This window comes from Micromonospora sp. NBC_01796, assembly GCF_035917455.1.
Classification (GTDB): Bacteria; Actinomycetota; Actinomycetes; order Mycobacteriales; family Micromonosporaceae; genus Micromonospora_G.
Map to the genome: position 1 here is coordinate 2,888,788 of NZ_CP109078.1, position 22,494 is coordinate 2,911,281.

The following is a 22,494-nucleotide window of genomic DNA, read 5'->3' on the forward strand; positions in this document are numbered from 1 at the left end:
GGCAATCGCCGGCCGGAGCGGAACGCAAGCGGCGCTCGCTACGTCGTACCGGCCATGACCCGAAGGCGTTTCGTTCGTCCCACCACCGTCATCGCCGGCTGTGCGCTGGTCGGCACGCTCGCACTGGTCGCCGCGAGCGGAACGACTCCCACCGCCCGTACCCTCACCCGCGACCCCGGGGTGCCGGCCGCCGGCTGGCAGCTCGTCGCCTTCGACTCCTGTGCGGACGCGCTGACCCGGCTCAAGTCGGCCGCAAAGGCGTACGTCGGGCCGTGGGGCTTCGGTGGCGGTGCCGTGTCGCTCTCCGACGCGGTGGCCGCCGGTAGCGCGCAGCGGGCAGCTGCCCCGGGCGCCGCGCCGCCTGCCGGGGCCGGTGCACCGGGCCCCGGCACCGCGAGCGACACCGCGTCGGGCTACTCCGGCACCAACACCCACGAGGTCGGCGTCGACGAACCCGACCTGGTCAAGACCGACGGCCGACGGATCGTCACGGTCTCCGGCGGGGTGCTGTACGTGGTCGACCCGGCCACCCGGCAGCGGACCGGACGGCTGGAACTGTTCACAGGGGACGATCCCGGCCGGTGGAGCGAGAGCAACCTGCTGCTGCACGGAGACCGGGCCCTGGTCCTGGTCCGCGACGGTTGGGGTGGCGGGATGCCGGCCATCCGGCGCCCCGGCAGCGTGCCCGGACCGGACGGGATGCCGCCGGCATCGGACGCGGTCGCCGGACCACGGTTGATCCTGGTCGACCTGGCCGGACCACCCCGGGTTCTCGCCCAGTACCACACCGACGGGAGCCTGGTCGACGCGCGGCAGGTCGGTGCCACGGTCCGGATCGTGGTGCGGTCCGCACCGCGCCTGAGCTTCCCGTACAAGGAGTCCGACACCGACGCGCAACGCATCGAAACCAACCAGGACATCATCGACGCCTCGACCGCGCAGTCCTGGCTGCCCCGGTACGAGATCACCACCGGCGGGACCACCCGCGCCGGTCAGGTCGGCTGCGAACGGCTGGTCCGACCGGCCAGCTACTCCGGTACGTCGATGGTGACCCTGCTCAGCTTCGACCTCGGCGCGGCCACCCTCAACGAGGGCGACCCGCTGACCGTGGTCGCCGACGGCGACACCGTCTACAGCACCGGCGCCCGGCTCTACCTCACGAACGACCAGCGGTGGCAGATGCCTGGCGGATGGTCCGACAGGGGTTTCGCCCCCCAACCCCGGGACGAGACGACCGAGATCTACCAGTTCGACACCAGCGGAACCGGCACCCCCCGGTACCTCGCCGCCACCACCGTTCCCGGCTGGCTGATCAATCAGTACGCACTGTCCGAGTGGGACGGTCACCTCCGGGTCGCCACCACCACCGGCCAGTCCAGGGGTACGGACGCACAGTCCAGCTCGGCGGTGTACGTACTCCGTGCGGACGGTAGGGCGCTGACCGAAACCGGCCGGGTGACCGGGCTGGGCAAGGGCGAACGGATATATGCCGTACGGTTCGTCGCCGGCACCGGATACGTGGTCACGTTCCGCCAGACCGATCCGCTCTACACAGTGGACCTGACCCGTCCGGCCGCCCCCCGGGTGGTCGGTGAGTTGAAGATCAGCGGGTACTCGGCGTACCTGCATCCGGTGGACGGGAACCGGCTGCTCGGCATCGGCCAGGAGGCCACCGACCAGGGCCGTACGCAGGGCACCCAGCTCTCCCTCTTCGACGTCTCCGATCCGGCCCGGCCGAACCGGCTCGCCCAGCACCACGTCCGGCAGGGCAACTCGGAGGCCGAACACGACCCGCACGCGTTCCTCTACTGGCCGGCGGACCGCCTGGTCGTGGTCCCGCTGACCGCGTACGAGAGCACCCGGGCCGAGGTCGGCAGATCGCCGACCCAGGGTGCGCTGGCCCTGCGGGTGACCGAGGGCGGGTTCACCCAGCTCGGGCTGGTCGAGCACACCCGTGAGGCAGGGTCGGAGAAGACCGGGATGATCCGGCGGTCGCTGGTGGTGAACGGGGTGCTCTGGACCGTCTCGGACGTCGGCCTGAAGGCCAACCAACTGTCCACGATGGACGCGGCAGGCTGGGTGGAGCTGTCGTAGCCGGGTTCGGGTTGCCGTGGCGGCGCCGGTCGACCGTCGGGTACGGCGGTCGACCGGTGTGTCACCGTGCCGGGGTCAGAGGTACATCCCGGTACGGTGCTCGCCCGTCGCCCGGTTCGTCGGCTTGTCGCCCTCACCGAAGAAGCGCTTGCCGCCGAACTCGCCGTGCAGCCGGTCGTCGAGTTCGTCCGCGAGCCCGGTCATCACCTGTACGGCGAGCATCAGGTGGGTCGCCTGGAAGTTGCGCCCGAAGACCGGGATGGAGGCCCAGACCGTCTCGTTGGCGCAGTAGAGCCGACCGATCGGCATCCGGTTGGTCAGCTCAGAGAGCTTCACGTAGAGCTGCTCGGTCGGCTCGATCTCGGTCAGGATCGGGGAGAAGACGTCGACCAGCGGCGGGTTGTCCCGTACCCGGACGAACACCATGGCCGACCCGGCCCGGATGTTGATGTCGCCGTCGGAGTCGACCTGGAGCTGTTCGGCGTTCGACTTCATCATCGCGGAGACCACGGTGCGGACCCGCTCCTCGAGCGGGATGACCTCGTCGCCGACCGCCTGGGCGGCCCGTGCGGCGGCGAGCGCCTCGTCCAGGTCCGCCTCGGTGCCTTCGCCGGACTCGGTGTCGTCGTCGGCGTCCGGGGTGAGCGCGGCACGGGCCGTACCGAGCGGTTGGACCGGGAGCGGCTCGTCGTCGGCGTCCTGGGCCAGGTAGACGAGGAACGCCGGGTGCGGGGCACCGTAGACGTCGCGCAGCGTGCGGACCACGGTGGTGGCCAGGCGGCTCGCCTCCGCCGTACCGCTGCGCAGGCCGAAGTGCGGGCCGGAACCCTCGATCACGCCGGGGGGCGACCAGCCGAGCGCGACCATCTCCGCGACCGCACCCCGGTTGAGCCGGAAGCCCTCCGGCAGGGCCGCGTTGCCGACCGCGCGGGCGCCGATCCGGCCCTCGGCACCGGCCTCGATGCTGACCGAGTAGATGGCGTCACCGGTACCGGAGGCGGTGGGGTCGAGGGTGACCTCGATCCGGGCGCCGGACGGCAGTTCACGCAGGGCGACCGCGAGCGCGCGGGCGAACTCCTGCCAGGCCTCGGTCACCTTCGCCTGCAAGTCCGCGGTGCTGGGCTCGTCGAGCAGGATGGAATCGTGGTGAGCGGGCCAGGCGTTGCCGGCCAGGGCAGGCTCGGCCGCAGCAGGCTCGATCGCCTCGGACCCGGTCGCCTCGGACCCGGTCGCCGAGGGGTGCTCCGCGTTCATGATCGCCTCCGTCCGTCAGGCACACACCCTACCCAGCGCGACGGTCGGTGGGCACGGCGCCGACCCGGATCGGACACTCTCCGGAGCTGAGCCGGGACTCATGCCCTCAGGCGGCGTTGTCCGATGCGGCGGGGCCGTCCGGCGGAGGCCAGGAACGGGCCAGCACAGCCAGCCGTTCGGCCGCCTCCGCCGGGTCCGCACCACGCCCGACCGCGATCCCCAACAGGTACGCGGTGACCGGCGCACCCGGACGCAACACCTGGTGGGCGACGTCCCGGGCCAGGTCGAGCACCACCGGGACGTCCGCCACGCTCGGATCCAGCCCCAGTTCGGCGCAGGCCGTGGCCACCCAGTCGTCGAGCGTTCCCATCAGCCCACCGCCAGGATCCGGTGCGGCGGACTGGTCTGTTCGAGCACCGTCATCGTGTCCACTCCTCGGCCCGGCGTACGTCGTCGTCAGTGTCGCAGTCGAACCAGGGCGGCGGCCCCGATCCGGTCCACGAAATCTCGATCACGGTCAGCTCGGCCACCAGCGCCCGGATCGAGGCACCCGCCAGCGTCCCGCCGCGCTGCTGTGCGAGCCGGTCCAGGGCAACGGCCAGTGCGGTCGTACGCCACACCCCGCACAACAGTTGCCGCCGGCCGGTGTCGTCGGTGTAGAGCACCCCGTCGGCGGTCGATCCGGCCAACCGTTCGACCAGCAGGGCGACCGCCTCGGCGGTCAGCAACGGCAGGTCGGCGGCGAGCAGCGCGACGTACTCCGGTGAAGTTGGGGCGCTGTCCTGACCGGTGTCACCGGTGAGCGCGGCCAGTCCGGCTGCGGTCGCGGCGACCGGGCCGCCACCGGGCGGGTCCTCGCGGGTGACGAGGACTCCGGGCGGCAGGTCGACGGCCGGGCCGACCACCACCCGTGGCGCTGCCGTGGCGACCGCCGCGAGCACCCGGTCCCGCATCGACCGACCGTTGACCGGCACGGCCGGTTTGTCGACCCCGCCCATCCGCCGGGCCGCGCCACCGGTGAGCACCACCGCCGCCAATCCCACCATCGGCCCACCGTAACCGCATCCGCTCGGGTCGGCTCGCCATGCCGCGCCCTGCCGAGCCGAGCCACGCCGTGCCGCGCCGTGCCCTGCCGTGCCCTGCCGTGCCCTGCCGTGCTGTGCCCTGCCGTGCTGCGCCGGTTGCGAGCCGTACCGGTCACTCGGCGTTGCGGCGGGACGGTCGCCAGTCCCTGCGTCGCACCCTGGACCGGCTCGGGCGGACGGCCCGTTCGGCGAGTCCGGCCGTACCGGGTCGGCGGGGTTTTCCCGTCCTGCCGCCACGCCGCCCGCGACGGGCCGGCGACACCCAGCTCTCGTCCAGTGCGGACGGTGGCAGGCCGCCGTTGAGTACGTCGGCCATCAGCTGTGCCATCGAGTAACCGGGATCGTCGGCCAGTGCCCGCTCCACCGCCGCCGAGGCGAGTGCCCCGTTCCCGACCCGCCAGGCGGCGAAGGCGAGCAGCCCGCCCGGTGCCGCCGCGAGACCCGGCTCGGCCCGACGAAGTACGTCACTCCAGAGCGCCACCTCCCAGTCCTGCGCCCCGATCCGCTCCCACGCGCGGTCGCGTACGTCGAGGTGGGTCAAGAGCAGGGTGAGCCAGGCGAGTTCGTCGTCGGGGAGGGTGCTCCCGGTCCGGTACCGGTCCTCGGCCAGCCGTACCGCCGCCATACCGGCCGTGCGGATGGCCGCCATCCCGGTCGGATCGCCGTCCGGGGCAGCGGAGAGCAGGTCGAGCAGCCGCTCCCGGGCGCGTACGGTGGCCCGGCTCATCGACTCGCGTGCCGCACCCTCGACCGGGGCGACCTGACCCGTCAGCGCGGCCCGGTCGGGGAGTGCCACGTGGCCGGCGAAGGTGGCGGCAGCGGCAACTGCACTGGTGGCCGGATCGAACGCGGTGCCCTCCGGCGGGCAGCACCTCGGTTCGTCGCACCGGTACGACCAGTAGCGGCCGTCGGTGACCCGGAGGGCGTCGAAAATCATCAGCCCGGCCCGCTGAACCGCCGCCTCCAACTCGTCCACGGCCGGGGTGACCCGCTGCGGCGGGCCGTACCCGATGATGGTGACCGCGTGGGCGCCCTGCCGGCGGATCACCGCGGCCAGGTATTCGGCGGCCTGACGCAGTTCGGGGCCGCCCGGGTCGGGCAGGTCACCACGGGCGACGAAGACGATCCGGGTGTCCCGCATGGCGAGCAGCACGAGGCTGTCGGCGGGATGGAACCCGAGCAGGTAGGGAACCGCAGAGATCAGATCGGCGGTCGAGCGTACGGTGAGCCGCGGTGGATCGGTCGAGGTCATGCCGGCAGCCTCGCGCGGGTGCCGGAGTGATCGGAAGACCCCGGTTCCGGGCTGTGGACGACACGCGGGTTATCCACAGGGACGTTCCGTAGTTCCCCTGCTCAACCCGGATGTTCGACCCGTGGCGGTCAACCTCCCGCCGGGCGGTACGTTTCGCGGATGGACCTGGTCTACCTCCGGGCGCACCCGCAGCACCTGCCCACCTTCCTGACCCACCAACGGATCAGGGAGACACCGGTCGCCGGTGGTGACATCTGCGATGCCCGGCGACTCACCCTCGACGACGGTAACTCGGTCTTCGCCAAGAGCTGGCCCGAGAGCCGCGCGACGCCCGTACCCGATGGGTTCTTCGCCGCCGAGGCGGCCGGGCTGCGCTGGTTGCGGGCGGCCGGCGCGGTCCCGGTGCCCGAGGTGATCGCCGAGCTGCCGGACCTGCTCGCGCTGGAGTGGGTCGAGCCCGGACCGCCGACCCCGGCGGCGGCCACCCGGTTCGGCCGGGAACTGGCCGCCCTGCACCGGGCCGGTGCGCCCGCCTTCGGCGCCGAATGGAGCGGTTTCATCGGTGCGCTGCCGCAGTCGAACACCCCGTCGTCCGGGCCGTGGCCGACCTGGTTCGCCGAGCACCGGCTGGCGCCGTACCTGCGCCTGTCGGTCGACAACGGCGCCCTCGGACCGGCCGAGGTCGCGCTGGTCGAGCGGGTGATGAAAAACATCAACGGGTACGGCGGCGCCGAACCACCCGCCCGGATCCACGGTGACCTGTGGCCCGGCAACCTGCTCTGGGGTGCCGACGGGCGGGCCTGGCTGGTCGACCCGGCGGCGCACGGCGGGCACCGGGAAACCGACCTGGCCCAGCTCGCGCTCTTCGGCGGTGCCCCCGAACTCCCCCTGATCCTCGACGGTTACCAGGAGATCTGGCCGCTGTCCGACGGTTGGCGGGAGCGGGTGCCGGTGCACCAACTGCACCTGCTGCTGGTCCACACCGCGCTGTTCGGTGCCGGTTACCGTACGGCGGTAAGCGCGGCGGCTGGCTCCGCGCTACATGGTTGACGGTATACCGTCGAACGATGGGCATCCCGGTTATCCAATCGACCGCCGTCGGCCCGGCGACCGGATCCGGACCGGAGACACCGACCGGACCGGAGACCTCGTCCGTACGGCCACCGCTGCGCACCCTCGTCGACCGGTACCAACGGGTCGCCACCGACCTGCGCGTCTCCCTGACCGACCGGTGCAACCTGCGCTGCACCTACTGCATGCCGGAGGAGGGGCTGCCCTGGCTCCCGCAGAGCCGGCTGCTCACCGACGACGAGATCAGTCGACTGGTCCGGGTCGCGGTCCAGCTTCTCGGCGTGACCGAGGTCCGGTTCACCGGCGGTGAACCGCTGATCCGTCCCGGACTGCCCGCCATCGTCGCCGCCGCCGCCCGCCTGGAGCCACGGCCGACGCTGTCGCTGACCACGAACGGGATCGGGCTGGAACGGCTCGCCGACCCGTTGCGTACGGCCGGGTTGGACCGGGTGAACGTGTCGCTGGACACGATCGACGCCGAGCGGTTCCACGCCCTGACCCGGCGCAACCGGCTGCCGGACGTGGTGGCCGGGCTGGCCGCCGCAGCGACGGCCGGACTGACCCCGGTGAAAATCAACTCGGTGCTGATGCGCGGCGTCAACGACCGGGACGCGCCCGCCCTGCTGCGCTTCGCCCTCGACCACGGCTACGAGCTGCGGTTCATCGAGCAGATGCCGTTGGACGCCCAGCACGGCTGGGACCGCTCGGAGATGGTGACCGCGGCAGAGATCCTGACCGCGCTGAAGGCCGAGTTCACCCTGCTCCCCGATCCGGTCGAGCGGGGTGGGGCGCCGGCGGAGACCTGGCTGGTCGACGGGTTCACCGGGCTGGACGGGCGCCCGGCACGGGTCGGTGTCATCGGCAGCGTGACCCGACCGTTCTGCGGCGACTGCGACCGGACCCGACTCACCGCCGACGGCCAGGTACGCGCCTGCCTCTTCGCCACCGAGGAGTCCGACCTGCGCGAGGCCCTGCGGGGCGGGGCGGACGACGAGGAGATCGCCCGACGGTGGCGTACGGCCATGTGGGGCAAACGGGCCGGGCACGACATCGACGACCCGTCCTTCCTCCAACCGGCCCGACCGATGTCCGCGATCGGAGGATGACCATGACGACTTCCGAGATCTCCCCGACCATCACGGTTCGCTACTTCGCGGCGGCACGGGCGGCGGCCGGAGTCAGCGAGGAGCCCGCCCCGGGCGGGCTCACCCTCGACGCCCTGGCCGACACGCTGGGCATCCGGCACGGCGAGCGGCTGGCGAGCGTACTGAAGGTGGCCAGCTTCCTGGTCGACGGTGTGGTCCAACGCGACCGGGAGCAGCCGCTGCCGGCGACCGGCACGGTCGACGTACTGCCGCCGTTCGCGGGCGGCTGAGGGTCCTCCCCCGCGTCGGTGCCCGCCGTCACTCGTTCGTCAGCACGTGGGGGGCGGGCTACGGGAGGTGACGGTGGGTGATGGCGACTGACCGCGCCGCCGACCTTGTACGGGAGCCGGACGAGCCGCAACGCGCCACGTTCATCGAACTCCTCTTCGACGTGGTGTTCGCGTTCGCGCTGACCCGGGTGTCCCAGCAACTGTTGGACAGCATCGACGCGGGTCGCCGGATCGAGTGGCTCCCCGTCGCCGAGACCCTGGTGCTGTCGCTGGCGGTATGGAACGTCTGGGTCTTCACCTGCTGGATCACCAGCAGGTTCAACCGGCTCTCCGCGACGATTCACGTCACCATCTCCGCGCTGATCCTCGGCAGCCTGCTGATGGCGGTCGGCCTGCCCGGGGCGTTCGACGACCGGGGCCTGTTGTTCGCCGGGGCGTACGTGGGGTCGCAGCTCGGTCGGCCGCTGATCATTATCCTCGCGCTGGGTAACCATCCGAGGCGGCGCAACCAGGTCCGGATCCTGTGCTGGGCGGTCGGATCCGGGGTGTTCTGGATCGTCGGGGCGCTGCTACCGGCTCCGTTCCGGCTGCTCCTCTGGACGGTCGGCATCGGAATCGACTTCCTGGGCGTCCTGCTCGGCTGGCCGGTGCCGGGGCTCGGTCGTGAGCACAACGCCTGGTGGCGATTTGCCGGCGAACACCTCGCCGAGCGGTACCAGCAGTTCTTCATCCTGGCGCTCGGCGAGTCGATCCTGTTCACCGGGCTGACGTACGGCGACGGCCAGCTCACCTTCGGCCGTACGCTCGCGTTCCTGTTCGCACTCGGCAGCACCCTGCTGCTCTGGCACATCTACTTCTACCAGGCAGGAAAGGCCCTGCCCGACGCGATGGGCCGGGCCGACCACCCCGGTCGACTCGGCCGATCGTCCAACTTCACCCAGTACGCGCTCGTGGCCGCCGTGCTCGTCACCGCGGTTGCCAACGAGCTGGCCATCAACGACCCGTTCGGTGATCCCCGCCTCGCCTTTGTCGCCGTCACCCTGGGTGGACCGGCGGTCTTCCTGGCCGCACGGCTGCGCTTCGAGTGGGAGGTGTTCGGGCAGCGCAGTCTCGCCCTGGTCATCGGACCGGTGCTGCTCTGTGCGCTGATCCCGGTGATGCTCCACCCGCCGAAACTGGTCGCGAGCATCGTCGCCGCCGGGGTCCTGGCCTCGGTGGCCGCCGTCGAACTGGTACGCCGCAAGCGGGCCGGCCGCGCCGAACCGGCCCCACCGTTCTAGCCGCGACGGGACCGCCCGGTACGGATCAGCGCGGCTCGTCCCGTGCGGGCAGTCCGAGCGCGGCGGCTGCGGCGGACAGGGTCGGCGCCTTTGCCAACACCCGGTCGACGCCGTATTCGTGCAGGTGGACGGTGCAGCCAGCGCGATCGAAGCGTACGGTGACCGGCTTGCCGGGGTGGTGCTGCCCGAGCTGCGCGATGAGCCGGTCGGGGTGCTCGACCAGGCATGGTTGCGGCGTCTGGGGCACGGGGATCGGCTGGTGCGGGTCGGCGGGCACGGTCGCGGCGAGGGCCACTTCGAGGTACGTCACACAGTCGGCGACCGCCGCCGGCAGGCTCCGGTGCAGGGGCAGGTCGGTGAGCGGGGCGGCCGGGTCCGCAGCGGTGATCTGCACGTCCCAGCTTTCGCCGTGCACCCGCAGGGGGTCCCCGGCGTGCGATCGGTGGTCCTGCACGGTGATCGCGATGGCCAGGTGCAGTCCGAGGGCGATCCCGGTCAGCTCGGCCAGTGGTGGTGCGTCCGGCGGCCGGGCCGACAGCAGTAGCCGGCCGCCGGGGCGTCCTCGGGTGGCGCGGGCGATCTGTTCGGCGAGCGGGTCGTCGCCGGGTTGGTGCACGGTGACGATGCCGTCGCGAAGATCCTGGCTGAGCTGGTGACCGCCGTCGAGTTCGGTGAGGTCGTCCGGCCGCTGGTCGAAGCGACCGGCCAGCCGGGCCAGCCGGTGCCGCTCGGGGGGTTGGACAACGGGTTTCCCGCCGGGCTGGGTGGCGACCTGCGGCGCGTCCACGGGCTGACGGGACCAGTTCGCGTGGGTCACCCGGTCGCCGAGGTCGGTGACGGTGACGACCGCCCCGTGGTAGACCCGACGGCTGTCGCGGCAGGTGTGGCAGGCACGGAGGCTGCTGCCCGGGTCGCAGTCGGGGCAGTCGTGGTACGGGATCGGCTCACCGAGCCAGTTCGGCGCGGGCGGTTCCCAGGCACGTACGAGTTCGGTGGTGATCTGGCGGCTCACCTGCCCGGTCGGTTGCTCGGTGAGGGTCTCGACGACGCGGCTGGGGCGCAGGGTGGTGTGCCACCACCGGCCGTTACGCCAGATCGCCTGCGCACCGGGCCAGCCCTCACAGTCCCGGATCATCCGCCGCTCGACCTGGTCGAGGTCGACGGGGTCGGGAAGGTCGGGTGGGGCGGCACCGGCCCGGAGGTAGTGCGCGGGGGCATCGTGGCCGCGCAGGTCGAACCCGTCGAAGACGTCAGCGATCGAGGCGGTGCCGTACCTGCTGGTAAGGGCGGTGGGCAGGTCGTCGGCGCGTACCCGAGGGGTGGCCGGGACGCCCCCGCCGGGCGTCTCGTAGCGGATGTCCCAGGTCGGTACACCGTTCCCCGGATTTCGCGCCTCGATGACCAGGTCGAGAAAGAGTATGTCCGCGAGGCGGCAGAGCTGGGCGAGTCGACCGTTTGGGTCGGGGGTCGGCGCGGCGATGCTACGGCCGTGGAAGACCCGCCACGGGTTGTGTGAACAGTCGGCGAGGGCTGCCGCGACCAGCGCGTCACGCCGCTCGGCGGGCAGGTCGGGGCGCCACTCGCGGGGTAGCGCGACGTACTCGTGGCCGAGCGGGCGCCACCCGGTGGAGATGTCGGAGAGCGCGGTCGCGCCGACAACGGCGGCGAGTTCGGATATCAGCGGGGTGAGCGGCAGCTCCCAACGCTTGTCCGCCGCCTGTCGTGGCTCGATTCCGCCGGCCGTGACATTGGCCGACGCGACCGCGCCGGTATCGGCGTTGACCACGGTGAGCACGAGCTGCGACCGGCGTTCGCCGCGCTGGCCACACTCGCGACAGGGGCGGGCGACGGCGCCGTCGCCCCGGCAGAGCAGGCAATCCCGGTACGGCTGACCGCCCGACCGCTGTTCGTCGACGAGGAACCGGTCACCGCCCCAGGTGCACTGGCAGGGGTCGAGGGTGAAGGTCAGCCCGACGCAGGCGGAGCAGGCGGCGACCGTCCCGCCGCTCATCGCGGCACCCGTGGGGCGCAGGGTGTTTCGTGCTCGGCCCTGAGCACGCACCGCCGGCCGTCGTCCAGCAACCGATCACAGAACACCCGATGATGTACGCCCTGGTTGTCCTCCTCCGACACGGTGGTTTCCCGGGCGTCGACGGCGAGGAAGGACAGCGAACGAGCGGCGGTGCGGGCCAGAATGCGGGCGCGGGGCAGGTCGGGTGCGGAGATCGGCAGGTGGATGACGTACCTGGTCGGTTCGTCGGCGGTCACCGCCGGCGGGCCAGTTCGCGCATGCTCGGCACCTGGTTGGACTGCCAGCGGCGCAGCGCGTCCTTGACCCGCGCCGTCTCCTCCCGGCTGCGGGCAAGCTCGGCGTAGACGCTGCCGAGGTCGTCGGCGACCCGGTCCAGGAAGGTGGCCACCTCATCGGGGTCCAGCCACGCCAGCTTGTCGCGAACTGCCGGCGCCGCACCTGCCAGGGCCGGATCGGGAGGTACGACGTGGAGCGGTATTCACCGCCCGCCGAGTGCCGTGGCTGGGGCTTGGGCTCTTCCGATCTCGTCAGGATGCGCCGAAGGAGTCGTCGCACGTCAAGGCTCCTCTCACTGGGGTGTCTCGGGTTCCGGTGGAAGAGGTGGCCCCGCCGTTTCGGGTCCGGCGGGACCACCCCACCCCGCCGCCGCAGCCCTGATCGGCGGTACAGCAGCGGGGTTGCTGTTGGGAACACGGGGCGGAACCGGCCGTTGGTGGACGGAGGGACGCCCACCAACGCCCGTCCCGGTGCTCCAGCGGATGCCCTGACCTGCGAAGGCGCCAACCGACCGCAAAGTCCCCGCAACCCGCCGTCCGCGACGTTAGCCGTCAGATTTCACCTATGTCAAGGTTCTCAGGTTAGCCAAAGTTGCCAATGCTGGTACCTGCGTTGCCTACGTCGAGCTTCACGATCAATACTGGGATGGCCAACCGACCCCAAGGGGCAAGCTGTGCCTATCCCGCCAACCATGGACGAGCTGATCGAGGACCTCGTGAGGCGCATCGAGCAGGGCGTCTTCCCACCCGGCACCAAGATCCCCTCCGGCCGCGAACTGGCCGATCACTACGACGTTTCCCCGTCGACCATCGCTCGCGCCATCGCCACCCTGCGGCAACGTGGAGTGCTGGTAGGCCGACCGGGTCGCGGGGTGTTCGTCGCCGAAAGGCAGCGGCGTTAGCGGGTGCGGCTCAGTTTCCGTTCGGGACGTACACCATCTTTGATGTGAATACATCGAAGATGGTGTACGAGATTGCCGCGTTATACGTCCCGGACGGAGAGACAGCGGGCGTCAGCCTTCCTGGCTCGCGACGCGCCACCAACGGCATCGCACGACATCCGCCGATCACATCGCCCGGCACCCTGCTGGTCTGCCGGCGAGAAATCACACTCGCGCGTGGCGACACGCGCCCGCGCGACGGCCCATGACAGGATGCGGCGTGCTTCCGTTCAGCGCTGCACCTTCCGGCGGCCCCGCCTCGACCGCCGGCTCCTTCGTCGCGGACCTGCACATCCACTCGAAATACTCGCGCGCCTGTAGCCGGGACCTGACGCTGCCGAACCTGGGCTGGTGGGCCAAGCGCAAGGGCATCAGCGTGCTCGGCACCGGCGACTTCACCCACCCCGCCTGGTACGACCACCTGCGCGAGACGCTGCGCCCGGCCGAACCGGGGCTCTACCGGCTCAGCCCGGACGCGGAACGGGACATCGCCCGCCGCCTGCCGCCCCGGCTGTCCAGCGTGGCCGAGGCGAACCCGGTCCGCTACCAGCTCAGCGTCGAGATCTCCACGATCTACAAGCGTGACGACCGGACCCGGAAGGTGCACCACCTGATCTACCTGCCGGACCTGGACGCGGTCGCGCGGTTCAACACCGTACTGGGGCGGATCGGGAACATCGGGTCCGACGGGCGGCCGATCCTCGGGCTCGACTCCCGCGACCTGCTGGAGATCGTGCTCGAGGCGAGCCCCGACGGTTACCTCGTCCCGGCGCACATCTGGACGCCGTGGTTCTCCGCGCTCGGCTCCAAGTCCGGCTTCGACGCGATCGCCGACTGCTACGCCGACCTGGCCGAACACATCTTCGCGGTGGAGACCGGCCTCTCCTCCGACCCGGCGATGAACTGGCGGGTCTCCAGCCTCGACCGCTACCGCCTGGTCTCGAACTCGGACGCGCACTCCCCGGCGGCCCTGGCCCGCGAGGCCACCGTCTTCACCACCGACGTGGACTACTACGCGATCCGGTCGGCGATGCGTACCGGCGACGGGCTGGCGGGGACCATCGAGTTCTTCCCCGAGGAGGGGAAGTACCACGCGGACGGACACCGGCTCTGCGGTGTCAACTGGGCACCCGAGCGGACCCGGCAGGCGGGCGGCCTCTGCCCGGAGTGCGGCAAGCCCCTCACCGTCGGGGTGCTGAGCCGGGTCGAGGACCTCGCCGACCGGCCGGAGGGACACGTACCGGCGGGCGCGCCACGGGTGAACCACCTGGTCCAGCTCGCCGAGATCCTGGGCGAGATCAACGGGGTGGGCCCGAAGTCGAAGACGGTCGAGGGGCAGCTCAACAACCTGGTCGCCGCGCTCGGCGCCGAACTCGACATCCTCACCGCCGTACCCCTGGACGACCTGCGGCAGGCCGGTGGGGAACGGATCGCCGAGGCGATCGACCGGCTGCGCCGGGGCGAGGTACGCCGGATCCCCGGCTACGACGGCGAGTACGGCGTGATCAGCCTCTTCGAACCGGGCGAACTACGCGGCGCGGGTGCGGCCGGCGAACCGGAGGCGCTCTTCGACGTACCCGTGTCGGTGCCCCGGCCCCGACCGGCGGCGGAGTCGGCGCCGAAGCCACGGGCCAAGCCCGCCGCGAAGGCCGCCGCCGAGCCGAAACGCCGACCGGCCCGGACCGTGCCCGCCCCGGCCCCGCCGATCGCCCCGCCGCCCTCACCGCACGAACCGTTCGAGCCGATGCTCGCCGGGATGGAGGAGGTCGGCACCGGGCTGCTCGACCGCCTCGACGCGATGCAGCGGGTGGCCGCCTCGGCACCCGGCGGGCCGCTGCTCATCGTCGCCGGTCCGGGCACCGGTAAGACCCGTACGCTGACCCACCGGATCGCGTACCTCTGCGCGGAGCTGAACGTCTTCCCGGAGCACTGCCTGGCGATCACCTTCACCCGGCGGTCCGCCGAGGAGTTGCAGGCCCGGCTCGACGGCCTGCTCGGCCCGGTGGCCGAGGACATCACCGTCGGCACGTTCCACTCGCTCGGCCTGTCGATCCTGCGGGAGCACCCGGCCGCCGCCGGCCTGCCGGAGAACTTCCGGATCGCCGACGACACCGAGCGGACCGCCGCGCGGGCCGAGGCCGGCGAGGACGAGGCGACGTACGTCAAGCTGCTGCGCGGCCAGGACCTGGTCGACCTGGACGAGCTGGTGACCCTGCCGGTACGGCTGCTGCGCGACGATCCGGAGCTGGTCCGGGAGTACCGGGACCGCTGGCGGTGGATCTTCGTCGACGAGTACCAGGACGTCGACGAGGTCCAGTACGAGCTGCTCCGGCTGCTCGCACCGCCGGACGGCAACCTCTGCGCGATCGGCGACCCGGACCAGGCGATCTACTCGTTCCGGGGCGCGGACGTGGCGTACTTCCTGCGGTTCTCGGAGGATTTCGTCGACGCCCGGCTGGTCCGGCTCACCCGCAACTACCGCTCGTCGGCGCCGATCCTGGCCGCCGCCGTCCAGGCCATCGCACCGACGTCGCTGGTCCGGGGCCGACGGCTGGATCCGGCCCGGCTGGACCCGGAGGCACCGCTGGTCGGCCGCTATCCGGCCGCCTCGATCGCGGACGAGGCGAACTTCGTCGTACGGACCGTCGACGACCTGGTCGGTGGGCTGTCGCACCGGTCGTTGGACTCGGGCCGGATCGACGGTCGCAACTCGACCGTCTCCTTCTCCGACATCGCGGTCCTCTACCGCACCGACGCCCAGGCCGCGACGATCGTGGACGCGCTGGTCCGGGCCGGGGTGCCGGTGCAGAAGCGCTCGCACAACCGGCTGCGCGACCGGCCCGGGGTGGCGGTGATCGCCCGCGAGCTGCGGCACGCCGACGGGCTCGGCGGCTCCCTGGCGGCCCGGGTACGGCTCGCCGGGCAGGTACTCGCCGAGCGGTTCGCGATGCCCACCCTGGACGCGCCCGGCGGCATCGGCCCGGAGGAGATCCGCAACGCGGTCGACCTGCTCACCCCGCTGGCCCAGCGGTGCGGCGACGACCTGCCGCTGTTCCTGTCGCAGCTCGCCACCGGTGCCGAGGTCGACGCCCTGGACCCGCGCGCCGAGGCGGTCACCCTGCTCACCCTGCACGCCGCCAAGGGGCTGGAGTTCCCGGTGGTGTTCCTGGTCGGCTGCGAGGACGGGCTGCTCCCGCTGCGTTTCCCCGGCCGCCCGCCGACCGACGACGACGTGGCCGAGGAGCGCCGGTTGTTCTTCGTCGGGCTCACCCGCGCCCAGGACCGGCTCTACGTCAGCCACGCGGCCCGACGGGTACGGCACGGTCAGGAGCGGGACTGCGTACCGACCCCGTTCCTGGACGCGATCGACCCGGGCCTGTTCGAGCGCTTCGGCGACACCGAGCCGCGCCGCCCCAAGGACCGCCAACTCCGCCTCCTCTGAGCCGCCGCCCCCGTCGAGCCTCCGGGCGGGCCCGTCGTCAGCCTTCGAGGAGGATGGCGAGCAGGGCGCCGGTGAGCAGGGCGGGGCCGAAGGGGAGCGGTGTGCTCCGGTCGGCGCGCCGGCCCAGTAGCAGGACGAGCGCCACGGTGCCGTTGATCAGGTGCGGTAGGACCAGCCCGAGCAGGAGCGCCGGCCAGCCGTACCAGCCCAGCGGCAGGCCGAGTACGGCAGCCAGTTTCACGTCGCCGAAGCCGAGCCGGGCGCCGGGCAGGAGCGCGAGCAGCACGTAGACCACGCCGCTGGCGAGCCCGGCGACCAGGGCGCGTACGAGTGGGTCGGGGGTGCCGAGGACCAGCGCGGCGCCGGCGAGGCCGAGCAGGGCGGCCACCGCACCGAGCGCCACCAGTGGGTCGGGCAGCCGCAGGCAGGCCAGGTCGACGAAGGCCAGCGGCAGGCCGACCGCGGCCACCGCCAGCACCGCCGGCAGCGCCGGGTCGATCCCGGTGTCGGTGGCGAGAGCGGCGGTGAGCAGGCCGAACACGGCCGCGCCGAGGGCGGCCGGAGATCCGGTACGGGAACCCAGACGCGCGCCGCAGCCCGGGCAGCGCGCGTCGGGGCGTATCCAGCCGGGCAGGCCACGCGGGAACGGGCGGGTGCACACCGCGCAGGCCGACCGCGGCGGCGATCCCGACTCGACGGCGAGCCGATGGACCAGCCACGGTGTGCTCGCCCCGACCACCGCCCCGAGGGTGACGGCGGCGAGCACGGCGAACATGCGCTCGGATGTTAACGCCGGACCACCACGCCGGGCGACCCCCGAGTCGACTGGGTGACACTCCCCCGCTGTCGACCGCTTCCGGGAAGGTACGGATCCGGCAAAGCCGACCGACTCGGCGAGTTGGCGCGGTTGGGGGAGGTGAGCCGGTCGGGGCGTCGCGATACGGTGACCTGAGCATCGCCGTCGCCCGCGGGTGGCCAGCCTCTTTCTCTCGTGCCAGGAGGACCGTCCATGTCTAACTACGGACCGCCCGGCGGGCCGTACCCGGGCCAGCCGCCGTACCCCGGCCAGGAGCCGGAGCCATGGCCCGGTCAGCAGCAGGGCCCGCGAGGCCAGCAGAGGCCCGGACAGCCGCACCCCGACCAGCAGGGTCCGTATCCGGGTCAGCAGGAGCCGTATCCGGGGCAACAGGAGCCGTGGCCGGGGCAGCAGCAGGACGACCCGTACCGCCGGCCGCAGGCCGAGCCGTACCGGCAGCCGGGAGGCCAGCAGCCGGGTCCCGGGTATCCGCAGGAGCCGTACCGGCAGCCGCAGGACCCGTACCGGCAGCCACGCGACCCGTACGCCCAGCCGCGCGACCCGTACGCCCAGCCGGCCGATCCGTGGGGCGGCGGCCAGGAGCAGTGGGGTGGCGGTCCGACCTCGGTCCCGCCGGGCGGCCCCGGCTCGCCGAGCGGCTACCAGGACTACCGCGACCAGGGCTACCGCGACCAGGGCTACCCGCCGGGTTATCCCGCGCCGGGACCGGATCCCGAGTGGACCACGGCCAGCCCGGTGCCGCCGAAGCGGGGCAACCGGGGGATGACCGCGGTCCTGGTCACGCTGGTGGTGCTGGTCCTCGGCGTCGGCGGGGCGGCCTTCTGGTGGCTCGGGCGCGACAGCGGCGGGTCGGACCCGGTGCCGAACGCGGGCGCGACCACCCCCGCCACGGACCCGAGCGCCCAGGCGCCGGCCGAGCCGAGTGCCGACCCGGCGCAGGGCGCCCCGGCACCGGAGTCGTCGACCGACGCGCGGCTGGTCAAGGAGGGCCAGTGCGTGAAGAACGAGGGCGACGCGAGCGGCAAGCCGAAGCTGGCCATCACCCAGTGCGCGCCGAAGACGTACGAGGTGCTGCGGCGCTTCGACGGGGCCACCGACGGTGAGAACGACGCGAAGACGAAGTGCGCCCCGGTCGAGGGCTACACCGAGTGGTACTTCTTCAACAGCGAACTCGACGTCCTCGACTTCGTGCTCTGCCTCAAGTCACGCTGACCCGGGCCGGGGTCACACCCGATTGTGGAAACTAGGACTGTCTAGCGGAATTGCTAGACAGTCCTAGTTTATTCACGAGACGACACGCCGTAGCGGGATCTACCTGTTTCTAGCCCAGTGGCTAGACGTGCCGATACGGTGCAATGCGTGGATCCGGTCCGCAACCCGTACGCCCCCGGCGCCGGCCAGCGCCCGCCCGAACTCGCCGGCCGGGGGCGGGAACTCGACGTCTTCGACATCGTCCTCGAACGGGTCGCCCGAGGGCGCCCGGAACGCAGCCTGATGCTCACCGGCCTGCGCGGCGTCGGCAAGACCGTACTGCTCAACACGCTGCGGTCACAGGCCATCGGGCGACTCTGGGGCACCGGCAAGATCGAGGCCCGGCCGGACCAGTCGCTGCGCCGCCCGGTGGCCGCCGCCCTGCACATGGCCGTACGCGAACTCGCCCCGCACCACCGGGCACCGGACCGGATCGACGGCTTCCTCGGCGTACTCAAAGCGTTTGCCCTGCGGGGCGGACCGGCCGCCGGCAGCGGTCGGGGGGCCGCCGCAACCAAGCTGCGCGACCGCTGGCAGCCCGGCATCGACGTGCCCGCCGCCAGCGGTCGGGCCGACTCCGGCGACATCGAGATCGACCTGGTCGAACTCCTCACCGACGCGGCCAGCGTGGCCACCGACGTCGGCACCGGCATCGCCGTCTTCATCGACGAGATGCAGGACGTGAACCCCGAGGACGTCTCCGCCCTCTGCGCCGCCTGCCACGAGCTGTCCCAGCTCGGCGCACCGCTGATCGTGGTCGGTGCCGGGCTCCCGCACCTGCCCGCCGTGCTGTCGGCGGCCAAGTCCTACTCGGAGCGACTGTTCCGCTACCAGCGCATCGACCGGCTCGACCGGATCGCCGCCGACCAGGCCCTCTGCGCCCCCGCCGAACGGGAGGACGTCGAGTACGAGCAGAAGGCGCTCGACCTGCTCTACGAGAAGTCCGGCGGTTACCCCTACTTCGTCCAGGCGTACGGGAAGGCGACCTGGGACCACGCGCCCCGCTCCCCGGTCACCGCCGCCGACGTACGGGTCGCCGCACCGGAGGCGGAGGCGGAGCTGGCGGTCGGCTTCTTCGGCTCCCGGTTCGAACGGGCTACCCCGGCCGAACGCGAGTACATGCGGGCGATGGCCACGTTGTCCCTGGTCGCCGGGGAGGAAACCGGCGTCGAGCGCGACGACATGGACGCGGCCGTACCGACCGCAGAGATCGCCCGAGCGCTCGGTCGGAAACCGGCGAGCCTCTCCCCGGCCCGGGATGCGCTGATCAAGAAGGGGCTCATCTACTCGGGTGAGCGGGGCACGGTGGCGTTCACCGTGCCGCACTTCGGTCGCTACCTGCGTACGCAACCGGCCTGAACGCCCACTGTCGGCCCGGCGTGATCAGACCCGGGACCACGGCAGGGGGTAGTTGACCTCGCCGCTGAGCACCGCGCCGTCACCGCTGACCGACGGCGGCAACAGCAACGCCTGCCAGGGCGCACCCAGCCCCGACCAGGGACTGGTCAGCTCGTATCTCGCCGCCGGCACGAACCCGAACCGGCGGTAGTACGCCGGATCGCCGAGCACCACCACCAGCCGCTCACCCAGCTCGGTCGCGGCGGCGAGCGCGGCCTGCACCACGTCGGTGCCGTACCCCACCCCGCGCCGCTTCGGCAGCACCGCCACCGGCCCCAGCGCCAACGCCGGCACCGCACCCGGCTGCACCATCACCCGGGTGAGCAGGGCGTACCCGACCACGTCGCCATCGACCTCGGCCACCATGGACAGCTCCGGCAGCCACGCGTCACTGTCCCGGAGCGCCTCGACCAGTCGCACCTCGGCCGGCACCGGCCGGTCCGGGGCGGCGAAGGCGGCAGCCACCACCCGACGGATCGCCGGTTCGTCGGCGGGCCCCTCGGGTCGCAGCCGTACAGTCGTCACGCCTGGCGACGCTACCGGTACGCAGACCCCGTCTGCATTACGATTCGCCGACCAAATACCTGATCAAGGCTGGTCACAGCCCTGTCGGGCAGTCGCGGGCGGCGTACGGCCAGTCCGGCAGTTGCGGGGGTAAAGGGGGCGCCGAGCGGGTAAGACTGGACCCATGAGACCCGTACGTACCGTCGCCCGGACCCTGCTGAGCGGCATCTTCGTGGTCAGCGGCGCACAGGCGGTCGCCACCCCCAAGCCGTTCATGGCTCGGGCACAGCGGGTGACGGACCGGGTCGCCCCGCTCGTGGCCCGTACCAGCCCCCGACTGCCGACCGACCCGGAGACGCTGGTCCGGGTCAACGGGACGGTCCAGCTCGTCGGCGGGCTGATGCTCGCCACCGGTTACTTTCCCCGTACGGCCGCGGCCGTGCTCGCCGGCACCCTCGTACCGACCACGCTGGCCGGGCACGCGTACTGGCAGGAGGACGATCCCGCGCAGCGGCGCCGCCAGCGGACCGAGCTGCTGAAGAACCTGGGGCTGTTCGGCGGTCTGCTGCTCGCCGCGGTCGACAACGAGGGCAGGCCCGGTTTGCGTTGGCGCGCCGGACACGCGATCGTCGACAGCCGGCGGTCGGTGAGTCGTACCGTGCGACACGCCCGACGGGGTACACGGATCGCGGCGACCTCCGCGCGGGCCGCGCGCCGGCTGCCGGGGTGACCTGCGGCAACCGTTTGAGCTGCGTCGATATCGGGGCGTGTCCCCTCCGGTACGGCGGAAACGGCGAATCACCTGAAACAGTCGCCCTGCGTTAACGTGGTGGAAATGTCGCGAACTAGTGTGGGATCGGACACGGTCGGATAACGCAGTAGGCAATCACATGGTGCTCCGCTCTAGGCTCCCATCAGGACCTGGGCGCGATTTCGGAAAGTTCGACAACTTGTACGGGGGTGGCCACACCATGCCGGCGACCGTCGGGAGACGGCTGGACCGACTTGCCCCAGTCCGCCGTGTCACACGTGGGATCGACCGTCGAACCGTCGCTCGGCTCGGCCTCATAGCCGCGACCTGGTACGCCGCCTGGCTGTCCATTGACGCGTTCGGACGCCCGTACAACTTCTTCGACATGAAGATCTACCACGGTGCGATCGTCTGGTGGGCCAGCGGCAACGACCTCTACGGCTTCATCGCGCCGATGACCACGCTCGGCTTCACCTATCCACCGTTCGCGGCCCTGATCATGCTGCCGATGGCCTGGTTCCCGGTCGGCGCCGCCGGTTGGCTCAACGTGTTCGCCAGCCTCGCCGCGCTCACGGTTGTCCTCACCGCACTGTTGCGACCGACCGTCGAACGCCTCGGCTGGTCGCTCTGGTTCGTCGTCGGCATCGCCGTACCGCTCGCGGTGGCGATCGAACCGGTACGGGAGACCCTCGGCTACGGCCAGGTCAACCTGCTCCTGTTCGGCCTCATCATGGCCGATCTGGTGGCCCTGCGGTGGCGGGCCCGGCGCGGGATCCGTACCGGCTGGACGGACCGGCCGCTGCGCCGGTTCTTCTTCAGCGGTGCCTGGGCCGGTGTCGGCATCGGACTGGCCACCTCGGTCAAGCTCACCCCGGCGCTGTTCATCCTGTACTTCCTGCTGACCCGGCAGTGGCGCGCCGCGATGACCGCGATCGGCACCACCATCGGCGTGATCCTGGCGACCTTCGCGATCGCCGGCCGCGAGTCGATGACCTACTTCACCAGCGTGATCTGGCAGACCGAGCGGGTCGGTGCGGCGGACATGACGCCGAACCAGTCGCTGGCCGGGGTTCTCGCCCGCCTCTACGACTCGATCGAGACCCCGGGCCTGCTCTGGCTCTCGTTCGCCCTGGTCATCCTCGCGATCGGACTCTCCCGGGCGGGCAACGCGCACGCCGACGGCGACGAGTTGACCGCGTTCACCCTGGTCGGGCTGACCGCCAACGTGATCAGCCCGGTCTCCTGGTCGCACCACCTCGTCTGGGTGGTCCCGGCGGTCATCGTGCTCGCGGACAACGCCCTGCGCCGCCGACGCGCCAGCCGTGGCCTGCTGCACCGGATCGGCCCACCACCGTCCCAGAACAACCTGATCGGCGTCGCCGGTCTGCGCTCACCGATCTGGTTCCCGACCCTGACCGGGCTCCGGCACGGGGTCGCCGCTGTCGGCCTCTACCTGCTGTTCCTGATCTCGCCGATCTGGCCGTACGAGCACAAGCTGCCCGAGGTGTCGCACTACCAGGACGGCCTCTTCGGGGCGCTGATGGAGAACTCGCTCGCGTTGGCGCTGATCGTGCTGGTCGCGACGCTGCCCTGGCGTCCCGGCGCCGAACCCGCGTTCTACACCGAGCGGCGCCGACCGGGATCCGTCCCGCTGCACCACGGCCAGCACTGA

19 protein-coding genes and 1 pseudogene are annotated in these 22,494 nt (G+C 71.9%); 11 read left to right on the forward strand and 9 right to left on the reverse strand.

The genetic code is table 11. The annotated features are described in order from the left end of the window. The first annotated feature begins 54 nt into the window (after positions 1-54). Positions 55-2,094: a beta-propeller domain-containing protein gene (locus OIE47_RS13340; protein WP_326561808.1), complete on the forward strand. Its 2,040-nt coding sequence runs from the start codon at positions 55-57 to the stop codon at positions 2,092-2,094. 75 nt (positions 2,095-2,169) lie between these two features. Here the strand turns inward: OIE47_RS13340 and OIE47_RS13345 are convergent, their stop codons facing one another. The 4 genes from OIE47_RS13345 to OIE47_RS13360 all read right to left on the reverse strand — a co-directional run bounded on the left by OIE47_RS13345 (position 2,170) and on the right by OIE47_RS13360 (position 5,685). Continuing rightward, a complete protein-coding gene (locus tag OIE47_RS13345; RefSeq protein WP_326561809.1) occupies positions 2,170-3,348 on the reverse strand; it encodes a T3SS (YopN, CesT) and YbjN peptide-binding chaperone 1 in 1,179 nt (392 codons plus the stop codon). 106 nt (positions 3,349-3,454) lie between these two features. After that, a complete protein-coding gene (locus tag OIE47_RS13350; protein ID WP_326561810.1) occupies positions 3,455-3,718 on the reverse strand; it encodes a DUF6457 domain-containing protein in 264 nt (87 codons plus the stop codon). Between the two features lie 49 nt (positions 3,719-3,767). Then, positions 3,768-4,394 (reverse strand): molybdenum cofactor guanylyltransferase, encoded by a 627-nt coding sequence (mobA, locus tag OIE47_RS13355; protein ID WP_326561811.1) that lies wholly within the window; start codon positions 4,392-4,394, stop codon positions 3,768-3,770. Positions 4,395-4,545: 151 nt separating this feature from the next. After that, positions 4,546-5,685 (reverse strand): DUF4192 domain-containing protein, encoded by a 1,140-nt coding sequence (locus tag OIE47_RS13360; protein ID WP_326561812.1) that lies wholly within the window; start codon positions 5,683-5,685, stop codon positions 4,546-4,548. Between the two features lie 159 nt (positions 5,686-5,844). Here OIE47_RS13360 and OIE47_RS13365 point away from each other — a divergent pair, with 159 nt between their 5' ends. The 4 genes from OIE47_RS13365 to OIE47_RS13380 all read left to right on the forward strand — a co-directional run bounded on the left by OIE47_RS13365 (position 5,845) and on the right by OIE47_RS13380 (position 9,411). After that, positions 5,845-6,735 (forward strand): fructosamine kinase family protein, encoded by an 891-nt coding sequence (locus OIE47_RS13365; protein WP_326561813.1) that lies wholly within the window; start codon positions 5,845-5,847, stop codon positions 6,733-6,735. Between the two features lie 17 nt (positions 6,736-6,752). Beyond that, entirely contained in the window at positions 6,753-7,862 is a 1,110-nt protein-coding gene (gene moaA, locus OIE47_RS13370) for a GTP 3',8-cyclase MoaA (protein WP_326561814.1), read from the forward strand. Between the two features lie 2 nt (positions 7,863-7,864). Continuing rightward, entirely contained in the window at positions 7,865-8,131 is a 267-nt protein-coding gene (locus OIE47_RS13375; RefSeq protein WP_326561815.1) for a MoaD/ThiS family protein, read from the forward strand. A gap of 80 nt (positions 8,132-8,211) precedes the next feature. Next, the gene (locus tag OIE47_RS13380) at positions 8,212-9,411 is read left to right on the forward strand and encodes a low temperature requirement protein A (protein WP_326561816.1); all 1,200 of its coding nucleotides are present in this window, start codon (positions 8,212-8,214) and stop codon (positions 9,409-9,411) included. Between the two features lie 25 nt (positions 9,412-9,436). On the opposite strand, the gene OIE47_RS13385 is transcribed toward OIE47_RS13380, so the two are convergent. The 3 genes and pseudogenes from OIE47_RS13385 to OIE47_RS13395 all read right to left on the reverse strand — a co-directional run bounded on the left by OIE47_RS13385 (position 9,437) and on the right by OIE47_RS13395 (position 11,977). Beyond that, positions 9,437-11,422, reverse strand: a complete 1,986-nt coding sequence (locus OIE47_RS13385) for a hypothetical protein (RefSeq protein WP_326561817.1) — start codon at positions 11,420-11,422, stop codon at positions 9,437-9,439. Beyond that, entirely contained in the window at positions 11,419-11,679 is a 261-nt protein-coding gene (locus OIE47_RS13390) for a hypothetical protein (RefSeq protein ID WP_326561818.1), read from the reverse strand. The genes OIE47_RS13385 and OIE47_RS13390 overlap by 4 nt, the downstream gene beginning before the upstream one ends. Beyond that, positions 11,676-11,977, reverse strand: a pseudogene (locus tag OIE47_RS13395) (DivIVA domain-containing protein). Before OIE47_RS13395 ends, OIE47_RS13390 begins: the two are co-directional and overlap by 4 nt. A gap of 415 nt (positions 11,978-12,392) precedes the next feature. Between OIE47_RS13395 and OIE47_RS13400 the strand changes: the two are divergent. Beyond that, on the forward strand, positions 12,393-12,620 hold the full coding sequence (locus tag OIE47_RS13400; protein ID WP_326561819.1) for a winged helix-turn-helix domain-containing protein: 228 nt from the start codon (positions 12,393-12,395) through the stop codon (positions 12,618-12,620). A 259-nt stretch (positions 12,621-12,879) separates the two neighbouring features. Then, positions 12,880-16,101 (forward strand): UvrD-helicase domain-containing protein, encoded by a 3,222-nt coding sequence (locus OIE47_RS13405; protein ID WP_442792089.1) that lies wholly within the window; start codon positions 12,880-12,882, stop codon positions 16,099-16,101. A gap of 37 nt (positions 16,102-16,138) precedes the next feature. Here OIE47_RS13405 and OIE47_RS13410 read toward each other — a convergent pair whose 3' ends face one another. Continuing rightward, positions 16,139-16,876 (reverse strand): A24 family peptidase, encoded by a 738-nt coding sequence (locus OIE47_RS13410; protein ID WP_326561821.1) that lies wholly within the window; start codon positions 16,874-16,876, stop codon positions 16,139-16,141. 234 nt (positions 16,877-17,110) lie between these two features. Here OIE47_RS13410 and OIE47_RS13415 point away from each other — a divergent pair, with 234 nt between their 5' ends. Both OIE47_RS13415 and OIE47_RS13420 read left to right on the forward strand, forming a co-directional pair. Further along, the gene (locus OIE47_RS13415; RefSeq protein ID WP_326561822.1) at positions 17,111-18,130 is read left to right on the forward strand and encodes an LppU/SCO3897 family protein; all 1,020 of its coding nucleotides are present in this window, start codon (positions 17,111-17,113) and stop codon (positions 18,128-18,130) included. 147 nt (positions 18,131-18,277) lie between these two features. Continuing rightward, complete coding sequence (locus OIE47_RS13420) at positions 18,278-19,528, forward strand: ATP-binding protein (RefSeq protein ID WP_326561823.1); 1,251 nt, start codon at positions 18,278-18,280, stop codon at positions 19,526-19,528. Between the two features lie 24 nt (positions 19,529-19,552). Here the strand turns inward: OIE47_RS13420 and OIE47_RS13425 are convergent, their stop codons facing one another. Continuing rightward, entirely contained in the window at positions 19,553-20,092 is a 540-nt protein-coding gene (locus OIE47_RS13425) for a GNAT family N-acetyltransferase (RefSeq protein ID WP_326561824.1), read from the reverse strand. A gap of 163 nt (positions 20,093-20,255) precedes the next feature. Between OIE47_RS13425 and OIE47_RS13430 the strand changes: the two genes are divergently transcribed. Both OIE47_RS13430 and OIE47_RS13435 read left to right on the forward strand, forming a co-directional pair. Beyond that, positions 20,256-20,801, forward strand: coding sequence for a DoxX family protein (locus OIE47_RS13430; RefSeq protein WP_326561825.1), 546 nt, complete (start codon positions 20,256-20,258; stop codon positions 20,799-20,801). A gap of 241 nt (positions 20,802-21,042) precedes the next feature. Then, entirely contained in the window at positions 21,043-22,494 is a 1,452-nt protein-coding gene (locus tag OIE47_RS13435) for a glycosyltransferase 87 family protein (protein WP_326561826.1), read from the forward strand.

Bases quoted from the DNA above. Each gene is read 5' to 3' on its own strand.
- OIE47_RS13415 (WP_326561822.1), top strand. From the start codon at position 17,111: ATGTCTAACTACGGACCGCCCGGCGGGCCGTACCCGGGCCAGCCGCCG.
- OIE47_RS13410 (WP_326561821.1), bottom strand. From the start codon at position 16,876: ATGTTCGCCGTGCTCGCCGCCGTCACCCTCGGGGCGGTGGTCGGGGCG.
- OIE47_RS13365 (WP_326561813.1), top strand. From the start codon at position 5,845: ATGGACCTGGTCTACCTCCGGGCGCACCCGCAGCACCTGCCCACCTTC.
- OIE47_RS13340 (WP_326561808.1), top strand. From the start codon at position 55: ATGACCCGAAGGCGTTTCGTTCGTCCCACCACCGTCATCGCCGGCTGT.
- moaA (WP_326561814.1), top strand. From the start codon at position 6,753: ATGGGCATCCCGGTTATCCAATCGACCGCCGTCGGCCCGGCGACCGGA.
- OIE47_RS13430 (WP_326561825.1), top strand. From the start codon at position 20,256: ATGAGACCCGTACGTACCGTCGCCCGGACCCTGCTGAGCGGCATCTTC.
- OIE47_RS13385 (WP_326561817.1), bottom strand. From the start codon at position 11,422: ATGAGCGGCGGGACGGTCGCCGCCTGCTCCGCCTGCGTCGGGCTGACC.
- OIE47_RS13350 (WP_326561810.1), bottom strand. From the start codon at position 3,718: ATGGGAACGCTCGACGACTGGGTGGCCACGGCCTGCGCCGAACTGGGG.
- OIE47_RS13360 (WP_326561812.1), bottom strand. From the start codon at position 5,685: ATGACCTCGACCGATCCACCGCGGCTCACCGTACGCTCGACCGCCGAT.
- OIE47_RS13375 (WP_326561815.1), top strand. From the start codon at position 7,865: ATGACGACTTCCGAGATCTCCCCGACCATCACGGTTCGCTACTTCGCG.
- OIE47_RS13345 (WP_326561809.1), bottom strand. From the start codon at position 3,348: ATGAACGCGGAGCACCCCTCGGCGACCGGGTCCGAGGCGACCGGGTCC.
- OIE47_RS13435 (WP_326561826.1), top strand. From the start codon at position 21,043: ATGCCGGCGACCGTCGGGAGACGGCTGGACCGACTTGCCCCAGTCCGC.
- OIE47_RS13380 (WP_326561816.1), top strand. From the start codon at position 8,212: ATGGCGACTGACCGCGCCGCCGACCTTGTACGGGAGCCGGACGAGCCG.
- mobA (WP_326561811.1), bottom strand. From the start codon at position 4,394: ATGGTGGGATTGGCGGCGGTGGTGCTCACCGGTGGCGCGGCCCGGCGG.